Source organism: Janthinobacterium salmonicoloratum, assembly GCF_051380845.1.
Lineage (GTDB): Bacteria > Pseudomonadota > Gammaproteobacteria > Burkholderiales > Burkholderiaceae_D > Janthinobacterium > Janthinobacterium lividum_F.
This window is the reverse complement of sequence record NZ_JBNYXV010000001.1, coordinates 1,535,091-1,556,313: the sequence shown is the minus strand read 5'-3', so window position 1 is coordinate 1,556,313 and position 21,223 is coordinate 1,535,091. Positions and strand designations below refer to the sequence as shown.

Genomic DNA, 21,223 nt, shown 5'->3' with positions numbered 1-21,223 from the left:
GCCAGCAGCAGCAATCTCGATCAACCATACCGATCAACCTGGCGCCGCCCAAGGGGGCGCCACTTATGAGCAGTCAAGTACAACTATGAAATCCATCAAGATCGGCCTGCTGGGCCTGGGCAATGTCGGTTACGGCACGTTCAGCGTCCTGAAACGCAACCAGGAAGAAATCAAACGCCGCGCGGGCCGCGGCATTGAAGTCGTCGCCGTCGCCGTGCGCGACGTGGCGCGCGCCGAAGCGCTGGTCGCCGGCGGCTGCAAGGTTGTCAATGACCCCTACCTGATCGTCAACGATCCCGAGATCGACATCGTCGTCGAACTGATCGGCGGCTACGACCTGTCGAAAACCCTGGTGATGCAGGCCATTGCCAACGGCAAGCACGTGGTCACGGCCAACAAGGCCCTGCTGGCCGTGCACGGCAACGAAATCTTCGCTGCCGCCCAGGACAAGGGCGTGATGGTGGCCTTTGAAGCGGCCGTCGCCGGCGGCATCCCCATCATCAAGGCGCTGCGCGAAGGCTTGACGGCCAACCGCATCGAATGGATCGCCGGCATCATCAACGGCACCACCAATTTCATCCTGTCCGAAATGCGTGACAAGGGCCTCGATTTCGCCACCGTGCTGAAACAGGCGCAGGAACTCGGTTATGCCGAAGCCGACCCCACCTTCGACATCGAGGGCGTCGACGCCGCGCACAAGGCCACCATCATGTCGGCCATCGCCTTCGGCATCCCGGTGCAGTTCGACAAGGCCTACGTGGAAGGCATCAGCAACCTCAATGCCGTCGACATCCGTTACGCCGAGCAGCTGGGCTACCGCATTAAGCTGCTGGGTATCACCAAGCGCGCCATCGTCAACGGCGTGGAAGGCATCGAGCTACGCGTGCATCCGACCCTGATCCCGGCAAAGCGCCTGATCGCCAATGTGGAAGGCGCCATGAACGCGGTGCTGGTGCATGGCGACGCCGTCGGCGCCAGCCTGTATTCGGGCCGCGGCGCGGGCGCCGAGCCGACCGCCTCGTCGGTGATCGCCGACCTGGTCGACATCACGCGCCTGGCCACGGCCGACCCGGAACACCGCGTGCCGCACCTGGCCTTCCAGCCGAACGCGATGACCGATATCGCGATTTTGCCGATGTCGGAAATCACCACCAGCTACTACCTGCGCATGCACGTGGCCGACCAGCCGGGCGTGCTGGCCGACCTGACGCGCATCCTGGCAGAACGCGGCATCTCGATCGACGCCATGCTGCAAAAAGAGCCGGCCGAAGGCGAGACGCATACGGACATCATCATGCTGACGCACCAGACGCAGGAAAAGAACGTCACCGCCGCCATCGAGAAGATGGAAGCGTTGCATAGCGTGGTGGGTACGGTCACCAAGATCCGCCTGGAAAACCTGAGCTGATTTCACACGGCTGCATGCAAAACGGCGCCCGCGGGCGCCGTTTTTTCATGGGCAGACTGTGTTACAACTGCGGCACGTCGTGCGCGCCGACCGGGCCTACATCCATGCCGTCATAGCTGGCCAGCTGATTTTCCTGGGCAAACGCCATCAGTTCGCCATTGCGCGCGTGCAGGCTGTCGACGCCATGCACTTCGGCTTTTTCCACGTGCAGCACCCACACGGGCGGTGCTGCCGGATCGTCGAGTTCCGGCTGGTACAGTTCCACCGGGCGGTAGCCCTGCAGCGCCAGCACAGTGGCGGCCTGCTCCAGCGGTTCGGACGTCGGGTTGGTGAAGTAATAGCCCCACAGCAGCGGCTGGGACAGGTCCCATGGCGCGTTCTCGGCGATATTGGCAAACAGTTCGGTTACATCTTCTTTGGTCATCATGGCGGTGCCTTCCTTAAAATCTCAGGGCGCGATCTTAGCATCGACTGGCGCTGCGGCGAAATACACGCCCACTTTCAGTCCATGTCCATTCGCCGCTGTCGCCAGTTCCAGGCGCGCGCCGTGCAGAGCCACGATGTCGCGCACGATGGCCAGTCCCAGCCCGGCGCCGCCCGGATTGCTCTCGAGCGCCGCGCCGACCCGGTAGAACGGCGTCAACACGCGTTCGCGCTCGGCCGGCGGTATGCCCTTGCCGCTGTCTTCCACCTCCAGCACGGCGCCGTCATCGTGTCCGTGCCCTGCCTGCGCCGCGCGCACGCGCAGGATCACGCTGCCGCCCTGCGGCGTGTAGCGCAGGGCATTGTCGACCAGGTTGGCCAGCAGTTCGTGCAGCAGCAGGGCCTGGCCATGCACGGGCGCCTCGTCGGGTGCTTCCAGCGACAGGTCGATATTCCTGCCAACGGCGGCCATGGCCATTTCCAGTCCCACCTGCTGCGCCACGTCGCGCAGCGCGACGGTGTCCATGGCCAGGCTGTCGCCGCCATGCTCGATGCGCGCCAGGGTCAGGAGGCGGTTGGCCAGCAGCACGGTCGAATCGGTGGTGGCGGCCATCGAACGCACAATGTCGCGCAGGGCGGCGATGTCGGGCGGGGAGCCCGCCTGGCGGTCGCATTCGCGCATGGCCAGTTCGGCCTGGGTTTTCAGCACCGTCAGCGGCGTGCGCAACTGGTGCGAGGCGTCGGCGATGAAGCGGCGCTGGCTGGCGATCAGTTGCTGCAGGCGCGACATGGAGCCGTTCATGGCACTCACCAGCGGGCGCATTTCCTTGTGCACCAGCGTGGGATCGACGTCGGACAGGTCGGACAGGGTGCGCGTCTCGACTTCCGTTTTCAAGCGCATCAGCGGACGCAGCACCAGGCGCACGGCAAACCACACGAGGGCGCCCATCACCAGTATCATCGCCGCCTGCCAGCTCAGGGTGTCGAACAGGATCTGGTTCGACAGGCCGCGCCGCGCATCGAGCGTCTCGGCCACCTGGATCAGGGCGATGCCGCGCATAGAGTCGTCATACACGGGTTGCAGCAGGGCGGCGATGCGGATCGGCTTGCCATGGTAATCGGCGTGGTAGAAGCGCACCAGGGCCGGATAATTCTGCGAACGGGGCACGTTTTTCGGCACGGGCGGCAAGTCGCCATAGCCAGACACCAGTTCGCCGTTGATGCCCGTCACCTTGTAGTAGATGCGCCCCAGGGTGTCGGTCTCGAAGCTGTCGAGCGCCACATAGGGCACTTCGGCGACCACTTTGCCGCCGACGATGGAGACGCGCTCGGCCAGCGCCCGCGTCGACGCCAGCAAGGAGCGGTCGTAGGCCATGTCAGCTGCGTCGAGGGCGTTGCGGTAGACGAAGACGGCGTCCAGCAGCACCAGCATCACCAGGGGGATGAGCAGCCAGCGCAGCAGCTGGCTGCGCAGGCTGCCCAGCGGCCGGCCCTGCGCCCAGCGCCGGCGCAGGCGCTCGAACACGGGCAGGCGTGGGGCACGCACGGTCATTTTGGCGCGGCTGGCGCCATGGCGCTGCGCGGCTGCAGCAGGTAGCCGATGCCGCGCAGGGTGGTGATGACGGCGGCGTCGGGCGCATCGCTTTCCAACTTTTTGCGCACGCGGTGGATGTATAGTTCGATGGCGTCCAGGTTGGCGTCGTCGGCCAGTGCGAAGACTTCGTCGAACAGCTTTTCCTTCGACACGGCGCGCCCCGAGCGCGTGATCAGCGCTTCGAGCACCGCGTGTTCGCGCGGCGTCAGGGGCAAAGGGGCGCCGCCATAGCTGAACATGCGCGTGACGGTGTCGAAACTGAGGGCGCCGCAGGTATGCACGAGGGCTTCGTTACCCTGGCTGCGGCGCAGCAGGGCTTTCACGCGCGCTTCCAGTTCGGCCAGTTCGAACGGCTTGGCCATGTAATCGTCCGCACCCAGGTTCAGGCCCTGTACTTTTTCATCGAGGCCGCCGCGCGCCGTGAGTATCATGACGGGAGTCTTGCCGCGCGTGCCGCCGCGCGCGCGCAGGCGGCGCAGCACGTCCAGGCCGTCCATCTTCGGCAGGGTCAGGTCGAGCAGCACCAGTGAGTATTCCTGCGTGTGCAGCAGGGCGTCGGCATCGGCGCCGTTGTGGGCAGTCTCCACCGTCAGGTGCGCGTCGCGCAGGGCCTTTGCCAGCCAGTGCGACAGCTCCAGATGGTCTTCCACTAATAATATGCGCATGGTCTCCGCCATTCGTTGAAATGGATGCAGTGTAAGCCTGCCGGCAGGGGCGGCGATGAATATGTTTGTTCCCCCTGTGGCTGGCGGGCGACACCTGTCAGCCTGAAAGCGAATTGAAAGGATCGCGCTCATATAGTGTGATCCTGATTCATGAAATTGATCAGGCATATCACTAATAACTATATCTAAGGGAGATACTTTACATGAAGAAAACCGCATTCTCGCTGGCCGCCATGGCGGTACTCGCCGCTGCCGGCAGCGCCAACGCCCAGTCGAACGTCACCCTGTATGGCCGCTTGGACGCCGGCATCAGCAACACCAGCAACGCCGGTCCGAACAAAAGCTCGATGACGCAAGTCAGTTCGGGTGGCATGAACACGTCGCGCTGGGGCATCCTGGGCAGCGAAGACCTGGGCGGCGGCCTGAAGGCCGTCTTCAATCTGGAAGGCGGCATCCTGGTCGACACGGGCGCGGCCGATGGCGCGCTGTTCAAGCGCCAGGCCAATGTGGGCCTGGAAGGCGCGTTTGGCCGCGTCGTGCTGGGCCGCTCCTTCACCACCGTGTATGACTTCGTGCTGCCGTTCGATCCGATGGCCTATGCGCCGTTCTACTCGTGGGCCACTTCGGCCAACGCGACGGGCCCGAGCAAATACGGCATGACGACGGCCTTCGACAACATGGTCAAGTATTCGGGCAAGACGGGCGACTTCAGCTACGGCGCATCGTACGGTTTCGGCGAGCAGTCGACGGGCAACTCGGACAGCGCCAAGCTGTCCACGGCCGTCACCTACAAGACCGGCCCTGTCAGCCTGCTGGCCACGTATGAACAGGTGAACGGCAATGCCATCGCCGGCGGCGCGCGCGACAAAACCACCGTGTACCACCTGGGCGCCATGTATGACGACGGCCCGTGGAAAGTGCAGGCGGCGGCGCGCGACTACAAGCTCGATCCGGCTGCCTCCGGCAAGGCCGACGTGCGCGGCACCCTGTACTGGGGCGGCGTCAGCTACAAGACCACGCCGGTCATCACCCTGACGGGCGTGATCTACTACCAGGACGTGAAAAACGTGGCCGCCAATCTCAATGCCGATCCGATCATGTACGTGGCGCGCGTGCGCTATGCCCTGTCCAAGCGCACCGACCTGTATGTGGCCGGCGCCTATGCCAAGGCCAAGCACAATCAGCTGGTCAGCCTGTCGCGTGACGATGCCGGTTTCGGCGACACGCAGCGCGGCCTGATCGCCGGCATCCAGCACCGCTTCTAAGCCATGACGATGCTGCGCGCCCTGTTCCTGTCGCTGCTGTGCCTGCTGCCCGCCGTGGCCGGGGCACAGGCGTCCGCGCCGGCCGAGTGCGTGGTGCCGTCCAAGCCGGGCGGCGCCATGGATTTGACGTGCAAGCTGGCGAAAAAAGGCCTGGCGCAGGAGGGCGGGGCAGGCGCGGCTGCGGGAACGGCCATGCGCATCAGCTATCTGCCCGGCGGCATCGGCGCCGTGGCCTGGCACTCGATGGGCTCGCAACGGCGCCGCGCGGAGCCGAACACGCTGGTGGCCTTTTCGGGCGGCTCGCTGCTCAATCTGGCGCAGGGCAAGTTCGGCAATGCCAAGGCGGGCGACGTGCGCTGGGTGGCGGCGCTGGGCGCCGACTACGGCATGATCGCCGTGCGCAGCGATTCGCCCTACAAGACGCTGGGCGACCTGATCGCGGCATTGCGCCAGCATCCGGACAAGGTGCTGATCGGCGTCTCCGGCACCATCGGCAGCCAGGACTGGCTGAAGATGGCGCTGGTGGCGCGCCATGCGGGCATCGATCCGAAAGTGCTGCGTTTTGTCGCACTCGAAGGCGGCGGCGAAGTGTTTACGGCGATGCAGGCCGATTACGTGCAGGTAGTCTCGGGCGACACGTCCGAGGCTACCCTGAACGCCAGCGCCAACCATGCGCGCGTGCTGGCGGTGCTGTCGGAAAAACGCCTGCCCGGCGTGCTGGCAGGCGTGCCGACGGCGCGCGAGCAGGGCTTCGACGTGGTCTGGCCCATCATCCGCGGCGTGTGGATGGGACCGCAGGTGCCGGAGGCGGACTACCAGCGCTGGGTGGCCACCTTTGACCGCGTCATGGCCACGCCGCAGTTCGCCGAGTGGCGCGCCCAGGCCGGCCTGTACCCATTCGCCCTGACGGGGCCGAAGCTGACCGCGTATGTCAAGAAGGCGGTCGACGAGTATGCCAGGCAGGCGAATGAGCTTGGCCTGATGCGCTGACCGACATCCTATTAAAAAACCTATTCATAGACGGAGACAACCCCATGCAAACCAAGACCCTGCTTCAAGCCGCCCTTGCCACTGCGTTTGCCAGCCTGGCCGGCGCCGCATTTGCGCAAGTGCCGCCCGGTTATCCGGCCGACTACCAGAAGGTCATCGACGCGGCCAAGAAGGAAGGCAAGGTGGTGATCTACAGCGCCACCGACAGCAAGGCCGCTGCTCCGCTGATCAAGGATTTCAGCGCCCTGTATCCGGGCATCTCGGTCGAATACAACGACATGAATTCGACGGAAGTGTATAACCGCTTCATTTCCGAAGTGGCCGCCGGCGGCAACACGGCCGACGTGATGTGGTCGTCGGCGATGGACTTGCAGATGCGCCTGGCCTCGGACGGCTACGCCCTGAAATACAAGTCGGTCGAAGCGGCGAAGATTCCCGGCTGGGCCATGTGGGACGACCAGGCCTACGGCACCACGTTCGAGCCGGCCGCCATCGTCTACAACAAGCGTTTGCTCGATGCTAAGGAAGTGCCGAAGAACCACGACGATTTCGTCAAGCTGATCGCCACGCCGAAATTCAAGGACAAGGTCACCACCTACGACATCGAAAAGTCGGGCGTCGGCTTCATGTTCATGGCGCAGGATGCGAAGGAGTATCCGCAGTTCCTGGCGCTGGAGAACGCCTTTGGCACGGCCAAGGTGCGCGTGCAGTCGTCGACGGGCACCATGATGGAGCGCATCTCCTCGGGTGAAAACCTGATCGGCTACAACGTACTTGGCTCCTACGCGCTGGTGCGGGCCAAGACCGACCCGTCGATCGGCGTGGTGCTGCCCAAGGATTACACGCTGATCCTGTCGCGTGTGCAGTTCATCAACAAGAACGCGAAGAACGTCAACGCCGGCAAGTTGTGGCTCGACTACATTCTGTCGCACCGCGGCCAGACCATCATCGCGAACGGCGCCAAGCTGTTCGCCATCCGCGCCGACGTCACCGGCGAGACCACTTCGGCCGACTTGATCAAGCTCATCGGTGCGGCCAATGTCAAGCCGATTCCCGTGCATCCGATCATCCTGCAATTTTTGGGGCCGGCCAAGCGCATGGCCTTCTTGAAGCAGTGGAAAGAAACAGCCGGCAAAAAATAACGCCGTCCTGGCCGTCCGCAGGCGCGTGCCCGCGGACGGTTGCCGCACCCTTCATTCATTGGATTCATCATGCAAACTGCCATCTTGCCGCTGCCTGCACGGTCGCGCTCTCCCTTGTCGCGCCTGAACTGGTCGCGTGGCGTGGTCGTGACGATCACGCTGATCGCCATTTTCCTGCCGCTGTTCCTGATTTTTTATCAGAGCTTTTTGAACGCGCCGTTTTTCATGCCGGTGCGCGAATTCGGCTTTGACTCCTACCGTTTCATCTTCGATGATCCCGATTTTGCCATGGCCTTCAAGAATGGCCTGATGCTGGCTTTCGGCCTGACCGTCATCGCCGTGCCGCTGGGCGGCATGCTGGCCTTCCTGATGGTGCGTACGGACTTGCCGGGCCGCGGCTGGGTTGCGCCCATGCTGCTGGTGCCCATTTTTGTGTCGCCGATGGTGATGGGCTTTGGCTACGTCGTGTCGATGGGGCCCGTGGGCTTTTACTCAATCTGGGCCAAGGAGCTGCTCGGCTTCGTACCCTGGAATATTTATTCCTTCACCAGCATTGTCATCATCGCCGGCCTGACGCACGTGCCGCACGTCTACCTGTACGCCTCGTCAGCCCTGAAAAGCCTGGGCTCGGACGTGGAAGAAGCGGCCCGCGTGGCCGGCGCCTCGCCGATCCAGGTGATGCTCAATGTGTCGCTGCCGATGATCATGCCGGCGCTGGCATATGCGGGCGTGCTGGTGTTCTTCCTCGGCTTCGAAGTGTTCGGCCTGGTGCTGGTGCTTGGTGATCCGGAAGGCCATCTGGTGCTGCCGACCTATCTGTACAAGCTGACGAATAAACTGGGCACGCCGTCGTACCACCTGATGGCGGCCGTCGCCGTGTGCCTGGTGATGGTGACCATGCCGCTGGTGATGATACAGCGCTGGCTGCTGAAATCGGCAAACAAGTATGTGTCGATCAAAGGCAAGGGCGCGCGCAGCAAGGCCATGCCGCTGGGCCGCTGGAAGTGGCTGGCGTTTGCCTTGCTGGCCGGCTGGCTGATCTTCACCATCATCCTGCCTTTGAGCGGCATCGTGCTGCGCTCCTTCGTGCAGTACTGGGGCGAGGGCGTGCACCTGGCCGACGTGCTGACCTTGCAGCATTTCCGCGATATCTTCGACCAGCCCTCGCTGGTGCGCGGCATCGTCAACACCATCCTGATCGGCGTCGTCGGCGGCGCGCTGGCCGTGGGCTGCTACAGCTTCATCGCGCTGGCCATGCACCGCAAGCAGGACGGCATCACGCGCCTGCTCGACTACAGCGTGCTGGTGCCGCGCGCCGTGCCTGGCCTGCTGGCCGGCCTGTCCTTCCTGTGGGTGTTCCTGTTCGTGCCGGCCTGGCTCGACGGCATATTGAAAGGCATGGACAACGGCGTGGCCCTGTGGCTGAGCGGCCATGTGATCCCCGTGCTGCGCGAACTGCGCTCGACGATCTTCGCACTGTGGCTCGCCTATTCGGTGGTGTGGATGGCCTACGGCATGCGCCTCATTTCCACCGCGCTGCTGCAGGTGGGACCGGAGCTGGAAGAGGCGGCGCGCGCCGTCGGCGCCAGCCGCGGCCAGGTGACGCGCGACGTCACGCTGCCGCTGATCAAATACGGCTTGCTGGGCGCCTGGCTGATGGTGTTCCTGATCTTCGAGCGCGAGTACTCGACGGGCGTGTACCTGCTCTCGCCAGGCACGGAAGTGATCGGCGCCATGCTGGTGTCGCTGTGGGCAGGCGGCTCGACCGACCTGGTGGCGGCGCTGTCCTTCATCAATATCACCCTGGTGGCCATCGGCCTGGGCATCGCGCTGCGCTTTGGCGTCAAGTTGCATAACTAAATACAAAAACTGAGACCACATCATGAATGAATTGACCGTCAATGAGTTGTACCTGGACTACGGCACCGGCGCTGCCGCCAACCAGATCCTGAAGGGTGTCTCGATGCACCTGCAAAAAGGCGAAGTGGTCGCCCTGCTGGGGCCTTCGGGCAGCGGCAAGACCACCTTGCTGCGCGCCGTGGCCGGGCTGGAAAGCCCGAAGGCGGGCACCATCCAGATCGGCGAGCGCAATGTCTTCGACGGCGCGAAGCACTTCGAGATGCCGGCCGAGCACCGCAACCTGGGACTGGTGTTCCAGTCGTACGCGCTGTGGCCGCACAAGACCGTGTTCGACAACGTCGCCTACGGCCTCAAATTGCGCAAGATGGGCAGCACGGAGATCGCCGCGCGCATCAAGGAAGTGCTGACGCAGCTGGGCCTGGGTCACCTGGGCGAGCGCTACCCGCATCAGCTGTCCGGCGGCCAGCAGCAGCGCGTGGCGATCGCCCGCGCGCTGGTATACAACCCGCCCGTGATCCTGCTCGACGAACCGCTGTCGAACCTGGACGCCAAGCTGCGCGAGGAAGCGCGCGCCTTCCTGCGCGAACTGATCGTGCGCCTGGGCCTGTCGGCCCTGATGGTGACGCATGACCAGGGCGAGGCAATGGCCATTTCCGACCGTATTTTGCTGCTCAATAACGGCAAGATCGAGCAGCAGGGCACGCCGCAAAGCATGTATGAAACGCCGGACACCCTGTTTACGGCCGAATTCATGGGCAGCAACAACCGCCTGCCCGGCAAGGTGGTGCAGCGCGAAGGCAATCAGGTGCGCCTGCTGGTCGACGGCGCCCCCATGCAGGGCGTGGCGCGCGGCGCCAACGTGGGCACGGAAGTCACCACCATGATACGCGTCGAGGAAGTGAAAATCAGCGCCACGCAGGTGGACAACGCCATCGAGCTGCCGCTCCTGACCTGCATGTACCTGGGCGACCGCTGGGAATGCCTGTTCGAGCGCGGTGGCGCCGAGAACATCAGCCTGCGCGCATATTCGCGCCACAAGCTCGAGGCTGGCAAGTACTGGCTGCACATGCCGGCCGATAAGCTCTGGGTGTTTTAATGGTGCCTAGGTGGCCACGCTGGCGCGCAGTCTGTGCCGCGCTGGCCACCGGTTTGGCATCTGTCCTCTGTTTGCCAGGGCCGCGCTGCGCCTGGCAGGGCGCGAACTGGCCTGCCCCGTGCGCGTGCGCGAGGCGGGCCAGTGCGCCATCGGCACGGCCCTGGGCCTGTATTTCACAGCGCCAGTACTGGCCGTCCTCACTATCTATACACCGTAAATCGCCGGCGCCGTGCTGTTCGCGCTGGCGCTGGTGGCGTCTGGCGCCATGCCGCTGCGGTGCCTCTCTGGCGTCGATCATGCCGCCGCCTTCTTTGCCATGACCGTGGGTGGCGCATGGTGGCGCTAGTATTGCTGACCGATCCATTCTTTTCCCTGTTGACAAGACAAAGCCGCCAGAGTTGAATCCGCCGGCTGAAACTTGCATAAAGCAAACGCTCTGTATTGTCCTTGCTGCGCCCGGCGTTAATCCTCGATGATGCATGCGTGGGTAATATCTTGATACCCGTTTTTCCGGGCCTTTCCATCTTGGCGGCGCATTGGCCAGTCATGTTCGACGGCTGTGTTTGCCGCACCGTTGCGCATGCTGCGCGTGTTATCTAAAAACAACGCTCTATGTGTGGCATGCGCTTCTTATTTTGATCGTGGATAAAAAACACCCGTCCCGAGAATGCTGACGGTTTGCCGGAGAATGCCTATTTTTCCATCGGAAAATAATGGATGAGAGTGTTACAAATAGTAACTAAAGCCAGACATTCTTTAAAATACGGGTTTTGTATTTACATTTAAAAAGTTGCCGCATGGCCATTTATTTTAGTTATTTTTACTTCCTTCGTTTATAATTTGAAAAGAACGCCGGCGAGGCTTTTTGCGCAGTTTTGACGTGAGTTCGCCCTTTTTTTGAGCTCAGGAAAATGCATATGCGCACCGATGGTGTCCGTTTTTCAATCGTCAGACATGCCGCCTGGGCGCCAGGCCTGGAAACGCCGCAGCAATGGAACGAGTGGGCGCAAAGCGCCTTGTCCGCCGCACCGATTACTGCTGCCGGCGAGCCGGGCGTGCGTGCGATGGCGCCGATGCTGCGCCGCCGCGCTGGTCAGCTGGGCAAGATGGCGCTCGAAGTGGCGTACGCCTGCCTCGGCGAACAGCGCGATATTCCGCTCGTCTTTTGTTCTCGCCATGGCGAGGTGGCGCGCGCCGTCGAACTGTTATCGGCGCTGGCCCAGAGCGAACCCCTATCGCCGACGGCGTTCGGCATGGCCGTGCACAATGCCAGCGCAGGTCTGTTTTCCATCGCCCGCGCCGATACGGCGAATCAGCTGGCCGTCGCCGCCGGTGCTGCCAGCCTCGAGGCCGCGGTGATCGAGGCGTGTGGCTTGCTGGCCGACGGCGCGACGCAGGTATTGCTGGTGCTGGCGGAGTGTCCCTTGCCAGTACCATTCGAGGTTTTTGAAGACTGTCATGAACAGCCGCATGCGTTTGCCTGGCTGCTGCAGGCCGAGGCTTCCCCGGGTACCGCTTTCAGCCTGACGTGGCGCGCCCGCGGCAGTGATGATGCGTTGGCGGTTGCCGCCGGCGCCATGCCGGGCAGTCTGGCCGTGTTGCGATTCATGCTCGGTGAGGTTCGCACGTTCGAGCATGCGGCCAACCGCCTGACATGGTGCTGGAGCCGCCATGCTTAGGCTGGAGACTGCCCGCGCCGGCATATCGATAGGCTGGCGTACTCTCGCGACTGCGGTCAGTTTTGCCGCCTTCGGGCTGGGTGGTTTGCTGCTGCGCGTGGTGGTGTTCCCCGTGCTGCAGGTGCTGGTGTGGCGGCGCGAGACGCGCATTGCCTGTGCGCGCGCCATCATCCGCTGGAGTTTTCGCTTGTATATCGGTCTGATGCGTTTTCTCGGCGTGCTGCGCTATGACTTGCGCGGTCTCGACAAGCTGGAACGCGGCGGTTTGCTGATCCTGGCCAATCATCCGACCCTGATCGACACGATTTTCCTGATGGCGTATGTCAAGCAGGCCGATTGTATCGTCAAGTCCGATTTGTGGAATAACCCGTTTACGGGTGGTCCCGTGCGCGCGGCAGGCTATATCAACAACACGGGCGGCGCCGAACTGGTGGACGCCTGCCTGGCATCGCTGGAGCGCGGCAATAACCTGATCATTTTCCCGGAAGGCACGCGCACGCCGTGCAGCGGCGAAGTAGTCCTGAAGCGGGGCGCGGCCAATATTGCCGTGCGCGGCCGCCGCGACGTGACGCCCGTGCTGATACGGTGCCTGCCCAGGACCCTGGGCAAGGGTGAGCCATGGTGGCGCGTGCCGGCGCGCCGTGCGCATTTCGAGATCGTCGTGCAGGACGACATGGCGATCGACGAGTTTACCGGCGGTGGTGCCAGCGACGTAATGGCGGCGCGTACCTTGACCACTCATTTGCAACATTACTTTAGCGGGAAACAGGAACAACATGCTTGAACAAGAAGTGAAGGAACTGATCATCGAGGCGCTGCAACTGGAAGACATGAGCGCTACCGATATCGATACGGATGCGCCCCTGTTTGTCGAGGGCCTTGGACTCGATTCGATCGATGCGCTGGAACTGGGCGTCGCCCTGCAAAAAAAATACGGCATTTCCCTGTCGGCCGATTCGGCCGATACGCGCCGCCACTTTGCCTCGGTACGGGCGCTGGCGGCGATGGTTGACACTCACAGAAAGAAGTAAGGAGCAGCAAAATGGTAGATATGAGCGCAATGAGCCGCGATGAACTGTATGCATGGGTAGTGCAGCTGCTGGCCGAAATGTTCGAGCTTGATCCGACGGCGCTGACGCCTCAGTCGAATCTGTATGCCGAACTCGATATCGACAGCATCGACGCGGTCGACCTGGCGGTCAAGCTGAAGCAACTGACGGGCAAGCGCCTGCAGCCGGAAGTGTTCAAGACCATCCGCACGATCGACGATGTGGTCGAGGCGCTGCGCGCGATGTCGGTGTCGGAACAAGCGGCATAACGCGTGCTGCTCAATGCCGTCGCGTTGCTGCTGACCGTACTGTACCCGCTGGCGATCTGGTTCGGTCACGGCCAGGTCGAGCCGCGCTGGCTGGCGCTGCTGCTGTTGCTGGCTGTCGCCTGTCGTTTGCCCGCGCTGAAACTGCAGCGCGCCGCGCGCTGGTCGGTGTCCGCCGCGCTGCTGCTGGCCGCCATCACCGTGTGGAGTAACCTGCTGCTGCCGCTGAAACTGTATCCGGTACTGGTCAACGTCGTCTTGCTGGCCACCTTCGGCTACAGCCTGTGGGCGCCGCCGTCGGTGGTGGAACGCCTGGCGCGCTTGCGCGAGAAGGATTTCCCACCCGCCGCCGTGCACTATACGCGTCGCGTGACCCAAGTCTGGTGCGGTTTTTTCATCATCAATGGCGGCATCGCGCTGGGCACGGCACTGTGGGCGAGCGAAGCCGTCTGGTCGCTGTACACGGGCGTCATCGCCTATATCCTGATGGCCCTGTTATTTGGCGGCGAGTATCTCGTCCGCCTGCGTTTTAAGCGTTTGCACCATGCCTGAATCATCGTTGCCGCAAGTTCCTGTGCCTGAAGCACATCCACCGATTTCCTCGCTGGCGCGCCTTGCGCTGTCCATGCACGGCCGCCCGTCGGCCATGCCCGTGGGCTGGCGCGATGGCGCGGTGCTCGATTACGCCCACTTTGCGGCGCGCATGTGCGCCTGGGCCGGCTTGCTGGAACGTCAGGCTGGCCGCCATTTCGCCCTGTACCTGGACGACAGCATCGAGTTTGGCGCCGCCTTGCTGGGTGCCTGGCAGGTGGGCAAGACCGTCTGGCTGACAGCCGATACGCTGCCGGCCAGCTGCGCTTCCCTGGCTGCGTCCGTCGATGGTTTCCTGGGACAGTTCCCGGCAGTGCATGCGCCGCTGCCCCTGCCAGCGGACAGCCTTGCCGAGCGTGTGTGGACGGAGCTTGCCGCCGATTTTCCGGCGCTGGTGGTGTACACCTCCGGCAGTACGGGCGCGGCGCAAGCCATTCCAAAAAAACTCTCGCAACTGGCCAGCGAGGTGGCCACGCTGGAACAGCTGTTTGGCGAACATGCCGATGGCGCGGCCGTCGTCGCCACGGTCTCGCACCAGCATATCTACGGCTTGCTGTTCAAGGTCTTGTGGCCGCTGGCCGCCGGGCGTGCCGTGCATGCCCACAGCGTGGACTACCCCGAACAGCTGGCCGCCTTGCTGGCGAACGGTCCGTGCGTGCTAGCCACCAGCCCCGCGCACCTGAAGCGGCTGCCGGAATACCTGGACTGGTCCGGCGCGCGTGCGCAGCTGCGCGCCGTGTTTTCCTCGGGTGGACCGCTGGCCCTGGACAGCGCGCTGGCGGCGGGGAACTTGCTAGGCTGCGTGCCGCGCGAAATCTATGGCAGCTCAGAGACGGGAGGCGTAGCCTGGCGCCAGCGCGAGCCAGAGCGCCCTGACGACGAGAGCTGGCAAGGTTTTCCTGGCGTGGACTGGCGCCTGCTGGACGACGGCGCGCTGGAAGTGCGTTCGGCGCACCTGGCCGACGATGGCTGGTTAGGCCTGGCCGACCGCGCGCGGCAAACGGCGCCAGGACACTTCCAGCTGTTGGGACGCAGCGACCGCATCGTGAAGATCGAAGAAAAACGCATTTCCCTCAATGCCATCGAAGCGGCATTGCTGGCCACGCCGCTGGTGCTGGACGCGCGCGTACTGCTGTGCGATGCGCCGGCTGGCGAGCGTCAGAAGGTGGCCGCCTTTATCGTCTGCAGCGCTGCCGGCCGCGCGCTGCTCGACGCCGAAGGCAAGCTGGCCCTGAACCGCCAGCTGCAAACGGCGCTGGGCGGCCAGATCGACGCCGTTGCCTTGCCGCGCCGCTGGCGCTACCTGGAACAATTGCCCATCAATGCGCAGGGCAAGACGACGCAGGCGCTGCTGCTGGCGTTGTTGGAAAAGCCGCGCCTGCCGCACGCGCAGCTGATCGAGAGCGATATCGCGTGTGCAACGCCACAGCTGCTGTTCGAGCTGCGCGTACCCGCGAATCTGTTCTATTTCGATGGCCATTTCACGGGCGCGCCCTTGCTGCCCGGCGTGGTGCAAGTGGAGTGGGCGCTGCACTTCGCGCGCCAGCATCTGGACCTGCCTATGCATTTCCGCGCCATGCATGCCCTGAAATTCCAGCAGCCGGTGCTGCCGGACCGGCCGGTGCGCCTGGCGCTGGAATATGACGCGCTCAAGGCCAGCCTGCAATTTCGTTATCTGTCGGACGCCGGCCAGCATGCCAGCGGCCGCATCCTGTTTCACCCGAATGCCGCTGCCGTTCCCGCTGGCGGCGCCGATATACCCACTCCAGCAGCGAGCGCATGTTAGATAAAAAATTCTCACCCGAACGCCAGACCGCCTTTGCCGCCCGTTTCGAGGCGCAAAAAATCGCTTTCGGCCCTGTCGTCTTTCAATGCGTGCGCTATGCCTGGAAGCGCGGCATGCTGCAGGCGCTGGCCGACACGGGGCACAGCGGTCTGACGATTTCCGACATGGCCGCCAGCGGCCGCTGGACGGAATATGCGCTGAAGGTGGCGCTGGAATCGTGTCTGTCGGCCGGCGTCGTCTCGCTGCGCGATGGTGCCTATGTGCTCGACAAGGTGGGTTTTTGCATGCTGACGGATAGCATCACCCAGGTCAACCTGGATTTCATGCATGACGTCTGCTACCAGGGCTTGTTCGATCTGGACCGCTCGCTTGACGCCGAGCAGCCGCTGGGATTGGCCGCGCTGGGCGACTGGCCCACCCTGTACCAGGGCCTGTCGGCGCTGTCGGAGCCGGCCAAGGGAAGCTGGTTCGCCTTTGATCACCATTATTCAGATACGTCCTTCCCCGAGATATTCCCGGACGTCTTCGCCACGGCGCCGCGCCGCATCATGGACATCGGCGCCAATACTGGCAAGTTCGCCAGTGCCGCGCTGGCCTACCATGCGGGCGTGGAACTGCACCTGGTCGACCTGGAACGCCAGTTGGCGGTAGCCGACCGGACCTTGACTGACGCTGGCGTGCGCGAACGGGCGCATTTGCACGCCTGCGACCTGCTCGACGACGCGGCGCCGCTGCCGGCCGGCATGGATCTGATCTGGATGAGCCAATTTCTCAGCTGTTTCAGCGAGCCGGCCATCGCCAGCATCCTGCGCCGAGTGGCGCAGGCGCTGGGGCCGAACGGGCAGGTGCTGATCATGGATACCTTCTGGGACCGCCAGCAGTACGATATCGCCGCCTACTGCCTGATCAACACCTCGCCGTACTTCACGGCCATGGCCAGCGGCAACAGCAAGATTTACCAGAGCACCGACTATATCCGCCTGGCGCAAGCCGCCGGCCTGGAGTTGCTGACCACGCGCGACGGTATCGGTTATTGTCATTCGCTGCTGCGCTTTGGCCGCGCCGGAGCGCATGGTGACTGAGGTGCGTTTTCACCCCTGCATCGTGATTCCCGTGTTCAACCATGAACACGCGATCGGCGCCGTGGTGCAGCGCCTGCTGCCGCATGGCGTGCCGTTGATCCTCGTCGACGACGGCAGCTTTGACGCCGGCGCGCGCACGCTCGACGCACTGGCCGCCGCGCATCCGTCGCGCGTGACCCTGCTGCGCCATGGACACAACCAGGGCAAGGGTGGGGCGGTGCTGACGGGCTGCCGCCATGCGCACACGCACGGCTATAGCCATGCGCTGCAGATCGACGCGGACGGCCAGCATGAAACGGACGATGTGCCGCGCTTCCTGGCGCAGGCGCGAGCCACGCCTGCAGCGGTGGTGATCGGTTACCCCTTGTACGACGCCTCGGTACCCAAGGCGCGCTACTACGGCCGCTATGCGACGCACGTCTGGGTATGGATCAATACCCTGTCGCTGCAGATCCGTGATTCCATGTGCGGTTTTCGCGTCTACCCGCTGGCGCCTTTGATGGCGCTGGCGCAGCGTGGCGTACTGGGACAGCGCATGAATTTCGACACCGATGTGCTGGTGCGCCTGTACTGGGATGGCTTGCCGATGGCGAATCTGCCGACGCGCGTGGGTTATCCTAGCGACGGCGTCTCGCATTTTCAGCTGTGGCGCGACAACGTGCTGATTTCGCGCATGCACGCGCGTCTGTTTTTCGGCATGCTGTGGCGCGCACCGCGCCTGCTGGCCCGCCACTGGCGCGCGCGATGACTGCAGCATCGCACCAGACGCGCGGGCACTGGTCCGGCTTCAATGAAGTCAGCTTCGTGGCCGGCATGCGCCTGCTGTTCTGGATCTGCCGCGTCTTCGGCCGCTGGCCTTTCCGCATCGTGCTGTATCCGGTGCTGGCCTGGTATGTGCTGACCAAGCCGCGTGCGCGCCGCGTTTCGCGAGCCTACTTGCGTCGCGTCGCGGCATGCGGTGGCCCGGAAAACCTGAGCGTGCTGCGGCACTTCGCCACGTTTGCGGAAACCATTCTCGACAAGATGCTGCTATGGGGTGGCCTGTACGATACGCGTAGCGTGAGCCTGCACGGCGTCGATGGCGAAGATGGTGTCAACCGCTGCCTGGACGAGGGGCGCGGCGCCTTGCTGATCTGCGCCCACCTGGGCAACCTCGATCTGTGTCGCGTACTCTCGCAGCGCAATACGCGCTTGAAGCTGACGGTGCTCGTGCACACGCGCCATGCGCAAGCGTTCAATCGCATGCTGGAGCGTCTCAATCCTGACAGCCAGCTCAATCTCATGCAGGTGACGGAAATCACCCCTGCCACGGCCATGCTGCTGGCGGAAAAGGTGGCGCAGGGCGAGTTCGTGGTGATCGCCGGTGACCGTGTTCCCGTCTCGCCGCAGCCGCGCGTGGCGGTGGCGCCGTTCCTTGGTCAGCCGGCCGCCTTTCCGATCGGTCCATATGTGCTGGCCAGCGTGCTGCAATGCCCCGTGTACCTGCTGTTTTCCATGCGCATCGGCCAGTGCTCCGAAGTACACTTCGAACTGTTCCGCGAGTCGCTGCATCTGCCGCGCAAGGCACGCGAGGTGATGCTGGCCGAACTGGTGGCCGATTACGCGGCAAGGCTGCAGCGCCATTGCCTGCGCGCGCCGCTGGAATGGTTCAACTTCTACGATTTTTGGCAACTCCCCGATACTTCAAGACTGGATACTCCCGATGCAACTCGCTGACCTGAAAAACACCCGGCGTACCGTCCGCTTCGACCGCGAGCGCCTGCGCATCGAAGACATTGCCGACATCGCGCATGGCCGGGCCAGCGCCGAACTGTCCAGCGATCCTGTCTTTTTGGCGGCGATCGCGCGCGGCGCCGATTTCCTCGACCGCCTGCTGCGAGAGGACGGCACCATCTATGGCGTGACCACGGGCTATGGCGATTCGTGCACCGTGACCGTGCCGCCGGAACTGGTGGCCGAGCTGCCGCACCACCTGTACACCTATCACGGCTGCGGCCTCGGTGAATTCTTCACGCCGGCGCAGACGCGCGCCATCATGGCTACGCGCCTGGCGTCGCTCTCGAAGGGTTTTTCCGGCGTCAGCGTGGAACTGCTGGCGCAGATCGCGCGCCTGCTTGACGCCGGCCTGCTGCCGTTGATTCCATCGGAAGGCTCGGTCGGCGCCAGCGGCGACCTGACGCCCCTGTCCTACCTGGCGGCGGTATTGTGCGGCGAACGCGAAGTGTGGCGTGACGGGGCACAGGTGCCGGCTGAACAGGCGCTGCGCGAAGCGGGTATCACGCCACTGCGCCTGCGCCCGAAAGAAGGCCTGGCGATCATGAACGGCACGGCCGTCATGACGGCGCTGGCTTGCCTGGCGTATGAGCGCGCCGAGTATCTGACGCGCCTTACGACGCGCATCACGGCCATGGCCTCGTTTGCGCTCGATGGCAACGCGCACCACTTCGATGAAACCCTGTTCTCCGTCAAGCCGCATCCCGGCATGCAGCAGGTGGCGGCCTGGCTGCGTGCCGATCTGCCCACCGATTCCTGGGAACGCAACGGCAAGCGGCTGCAGGACCGCTATTCGATCCGCTGCGCGCCGCACGTGATCGGCGTGCTGGCGGACGCCTTGCCGTGGCTGCGTTCGTCGATCGAGAATGAACTCAATAGCGCCAACGACAATCCCATCATCGACGCCGAAGGCGAGCGTGTGCTGCATGGCGGCCATTTCTACGGCGGTCATATTGCCTTCGCCATGGACAGCATGAAGAACACAGTGGCCAACCTGGCCGACTTGCTGGACCGCCAGATGGCCTTGCTGGTCGACAGCCGCTACAACCAGGGCTTGCCGGCCAACCTGTCGGGCGCCACCGGTCCGCGTGCGGCCATCAACCACGGCCTGAAAGCATTGCAGATCAGCGCCTCCGCCTGGACCGCCGAAGCGCTGAAACTGACCATGCCAGCCTCGGTGTTTTCACGCTCGACCGAATGCCACAACCAGGACAAGGTCAGCATGGGCACCATCGCCGCGCGCGACTGCCTGCGCGTGCTGGAACTGTGCGAGCAGGTTGCCGCGGCCCTTCTGATTGCCGTGCGCCAGGGTGTCTGGCTCCGTTGCAAGGTCAATCCCGACGTGCCGCCGCAAGCGGCGCTGGCGGCGATGATGGAGGCGCTGGCCGCCGATATCGTGCCCGTCGAGGAAGACCGCCGACTCGACCCGGAACTGCGCGTGCTGCTCGAACGCATACGCGCACAAGCCTGGCCACTGTACGGAGTCGGGAATGACTGAGACGCATAAAGTGCGCGGCAAGAAGGCCACGCCCAGCCGCTGGCATGCCGAAGTGGAGATGCAGGTGCAGTTCTTCGACCTGGACCCGATGGAGATCGTCTGGCACGGCCGCTATGTGAAATACCTCGAAGTGGTGCGCTGCGCGCTGCTCGACAGCATCGGCTACAACTACGTCGACATGAAAGCCTCCGGCTATGCCTGGCCAGTGATCGACATGCACTTGCGCTATGTGGCGCCAGCTACCTTTGGCCAGCGCCTGACCCTGCGCGCCGACCTGGTGGAATGGGAAGACCGCCTGAAAATCGAGTACCTGGTCAGCGACAGCGCGACGGGCAAGCGCCTGAACCGCGCCAGCACGACGCAGGTGGCCGTCGATATCGCCAGCGGCGAGATGTGTTTTGCTTCGCCGCCCATACTGTTTGAAAAATTGGGATTAAAGGCCGTATGAAAAAACAATTTAAAGTTTTGCTGGCGAGTCTGTGCCTGTTGGCGACGGTGCCGGTCCATGCGGCCGCGCCTGTGGCGAAGATCGAGGCCATGCTGGCCAAGCCGCAGCAGCTGTGCGGCCGCTTTGACCAGAGCAAGCAACTGGCTGGCATGAAGAAGGCGCTGGCGTCGAATGGCCGCTTTTGCGTGGTGGCTGGCAAGGGCGTTTTGTGGCGGACCTTGCAGCCGTTTCCGAATACCCTGCGCCTGACGCGCGACGAGATCGTGCATTTCCAGGGCGAGCGCGTGGCCATGCGCCTGGACGCGAAGACGGAGCCGGTGGTCAAGATGATCAACAGCGTGCTGTTTTCGCTGCTGGCCGGCGACCTGGCGCAGCTCGACACCCTGTTTGAAGTGGACGGCAGCATCGATGGCGGCACCTGGCAGGTGGCGCTGAAGGCGCGCCAGCCGGCGCTGGCCAAGGCCATCGGCAGTATCCGCCTCGACGGCGGCGCCTTCGTGAAAAACATCAGCATCAGCGAGGCAAGCGGCGACCGCACCAGTATCGTGTTCTCGGCGATTGAAACGGGACCGTCCGCCATCACGGCGCAAGAGGCGGCCCTGTTTTGA

At 63.8% G+C, this 21,223-nt stretch carries 22 protein-coding genes; 19 read left to right on the top strand and 3 right to left on the bottom strand.

Features of this window, described 5'->3' with window-relative positions:
• The first annotated feature begins 85 nt into the window (after positions 1-85).
• On the top strand, positions 86-1,408 hold the full coding sequence (locus ACQ4WY_RS07255; protein ID WP_353660561.1) for a homoserine dehydrogenase: 1,323 nt from the start codon (positions 86-88) through the stop codon (positions 1,406-1,408).
• 61 nt (positions 1,409-1,469) lie between these two features.
• Here the strand turns inward: ACQ4WY_RS07255 and ACQ4WY_RS07250 are convergent, their stop codons facing one another.
• Genes ACQ4WY_RS07250 through ACQ4WY_RS07240 form a run of 3 tightly spaced genes read right to left on the bottom strand, consistent with a single transcriptional unit; the run spans position 1,470 to position 4,090 of the window.
• Positions 1,470-1,835 (bottom strand): ribonuclease E inhibitor RraB, encoded by a 366-nt coding sequence (locus ACQ4WY_RS07250; RefSeq protein ID WP_436503411.1) that lies wholly within the window; start codon positions 1,833-1,835, stop codon positions 1,470-1,472.
• A 21-nt stretch (positions 1,836-1,856) separates the two neighbouring features.
• A complete protein-coding gene (locus ACQ4WY_RS07245; RefSeq protein WP_436503410.1) occupies positions 1,857-3,383 on the bottom strand; it encodes a sensor histidine kinase N-terminal domain-containing protein in 1,527 nt (508 codons plus the stop codon).
• Positions 3,380-4,090 carry a response regulator gene (locus ACQ4WY_RS07240; protein ID WP_436503408.1) on the bottom strand — a complete coding sequence of 237 codons (711 nt, stop codon included), beginning with the start codon at positions 4,088-4,090 and terminating at the stop codon, positions 3,380-3,382. Before ACQ4WY_RS07240 ends, ACQ4WY_RS07245 begins: the two co-directional genes overlap by 4 nt.
• Positions 4,091-4,293: 203 nt before the next feature.
• On the opposite strand from ACQ4WY_RS07240, the gene ACQ4WY_RS07235 reads away from it, so the two are divergent.
• The 18 genes from ACQ4WY_RS07235 to ACQ4WY_RS07150 all read left to right on the top strand — a co-directional run bounded on the left by ACQ4WY_RS07235 (position 4,294) and on the right by ACQ4WY_RS07150 (position 21,223).
• Positions 4,294-5,355, top strand: a complete 1,062-nt coding sequence (locus ACQ4WY_RS07235) for a porin (protein WP_436503406.1) — start codon at positions 4,294-4,296, stop codon at positions 5,353-5,355.
• Positions 5,356-5,358: 3 nt separating this feature from the next.
• Positions 5,359-6,345 carry a Bug family tripartite tricarboxylate transporter substrate binding protein gene (locus ACQ4WY_RS07230; RefSeq protein ID WP_353660567.1) on the top strand — a complete coding sequence of 329 codons (987 nt, stop codon included), beginning with the start codon at positions 5,359-5,361 and terminating at the stop codon, positions 6,343-6,345.
• Between the two features lie 44 nt (positions 6,346-6,389).
• Positions 6,390-7,487, top strand: coding sequence for an ABC transporter substrate-binding protein (locus tag ACQ4WY_RS07225; RefSeq protein ID WP_436503404.1), 1,098 nt, complete (start codon positions 6,390-6,392; stop codon positions 7,485-7,487).
• A gap of 69 nt (positions 7,488-7,556) precedes the next feature.
• Positions 7,557-9,347, top strand: coding sequence for an ABC transporter permease (locus ACQ4WY_RS07220; RefSeq protein ID WP_436503403.1), 1,791 nt, complete (start codon positions 7,557-7,559; stop codon positions 9,345-9,347).
• Positions 9,348-9,369: 22 nt separating this feature from the next.
• On the top strand, positions 9,370-10,443 hold the full coding sequence (locus ACQ4WY_RS07215; protein ID WP_436503402.1) for an ABC transporter ATP-binding protein: 1,074 nt from the start codon (positions 9,370-9,372) through the stop codon (positions 10,441-10,443).
• A gap of 10 nt (positions 10,444-10,453) precedes the next feature.
• Positions 10,454-10,660, top strand: a complete 207-nt coding sequence (locus tag ACQ4WY_RS07210; protein ID WP_353660571.1) for a hypothetical protein — start codon at positions 10,454-10,456, stop codon at positions 10,658-10,660.
• Between the two features lie 700 nt (positions 10,661-11,360).
• Positions 11,361-12,122 carry a beta-ketoacyl synthase chain length factor gene (locus tag ACQ4WY_RS07205; RefSeq protein WP_353660572.1) on the top strand — a complete coding sequence of 254 codons (762 nt, stop codon included), beginning with the start codon at positions 11,361-11,363 and terminating at the stop codon, positions 12,120-12,122.
• Positions 12,115-12,906, top strand: a complete 792-nt coding sequence (locus ACQ4WY_RS07200; protein WP_436503401.1) for a lysophospholipid acyltransferase family protein — start codon at positions 12,115-12,117, stop codon at positions 12,904-12,906. The genes ACQ4WY_RS07205 and ACQ4WY_RS07200 overlap by 8 nt, the downstream gene beginning before the upstream one ends.
• A complete protein-coding gene (locus tag ACQ4WY_RS07195) occupies positions 12,899-13,153 on the top strand; it encodes a phosphopantetheine-binding protein (protein ID WP_353660574.1) in 255 nt (84 codons plus the stop codon). Before ACQ4WY_RS07200 ends, ACQ4WY_RS07195 begins: the two co-directional genes overlap by 8 nt.
• Positions 13,154-13,173: 20 nt before the next feature.
• Positions 13,174-13,440 (top strand): acyl carrier protein, encoded by a 267-nt coding sequence (locus tag ACQ4WY_RS07190; protein WP_416208777.1) that lies wholly within the window; start codon positions 13,174-13,176, stop codon positions 13,438-13,440.
• 3 nt (positions 13,441-13,443) lie between these two features.
• Entirely contained in the window at positions 13,444-13,989 is a 546-nt protein-coding gene (locus tag ACQ4WY_RS07185; protein ID WP_436503400.1) for a COG4648 family protein, read from the top strand.
• Complete coding sequence (locus tag ACQ4WY_RS07180; protein WP_436503399.1) at positions 13,982-15,814, top strand: ApeI family dehydratase; 1,833 nt, start codon at positions 13,982-13,984, stop codon at positions 15,812-15,814. Before ACQ4WY_RS07185 ends, ACQ4WY_RS07180 begins: the two co-directional genes overlap by 8 nt.
• A complete protein-coding gene (locus tag ACQ4WY_RS07175) occupies positions 15,808-16,896 on the top strand; it encodes a class I SAM-dependent methyltransferase (protein ID WP_436503398.1) in 1,089 nt (362 codons plus the stop codon). The genes ACQ4WY_RS07180 and ACQ4WY_RS07175 overlap by 7 nt, the downstream gene beginning before the upstream one ends.
• On the top strand, positions 16,886-17,644 hold the full coding sequence (locus tag ACQ4WY_RS07170; protein WP_436503397.1) for a glycosyltransferase family 2 protein: 759 nt from the start codon (positions 16,886-16,888) through the stop codon (positions 17,642-17,644). The genes ACQ4WY_RS07175 and ACQ4WY_RS07170 overlap by 11 nt, the downstream gene beginning before the upstream one ends.
• Positions 17,641-18,612, top strand: coding sequence for a lysophospholipid acyltransferase family protein (locus ACQ4WY_RS07165; protein ID WP_436503396.1), 972 nt, complete (start codon positions 17,641-17,643; stop codon positions 18,610-18,612). Before ACQ4WY_RS07170 ends, ACQ4WY_RS07165 begins: the two co-directional genes overlap by 4 nt.
• Positions 18,599-20,167 carry an HAL/PAL/TAL family ammonia-lyase gene (locus ACQ4WY_RS07160; RefSeq protein WP_436503395.1) on the top strand — a complete coding sequence of 523 codons (1,569 nt, stop codon included), beginning with the start codon at positions 18,599-18,601 and terminating at the stop codon, positions 20,165-20,167. Before ACQ4WY_RS07165 ends, ACQ4WY_RS07160 begins: the two co-directional genes overlap by 14 nt.
• Entirely contained in the window at positions 20,160-20,615 is a 456-nt protein-coding gene (locus ACQ4WY_RS07155; protein WP_034750379.1) for an acyl-CoA thioesterase, read from the top strand. Before ACQ4WY_RS07160 ends, ACQ4WY_RS07155 begins: the two co-directional genes overlap by 8 nt.
• Positions 20,612-21,223 (top strand): LolA family protein, encoded by a 612-nt coding sequence (locus tag ACQ4WY_RS07150; RefSeq protein ID WP_436503394.1) that lies wholly within the window; start codon positions 20,612-20,614, stop codon positions 21,221-21,223. The genes ACQ4WY_RS07155 and ACQ4WY_RS07150 overlap by 4 nt, the downstream gene beginning before the upstream one ends.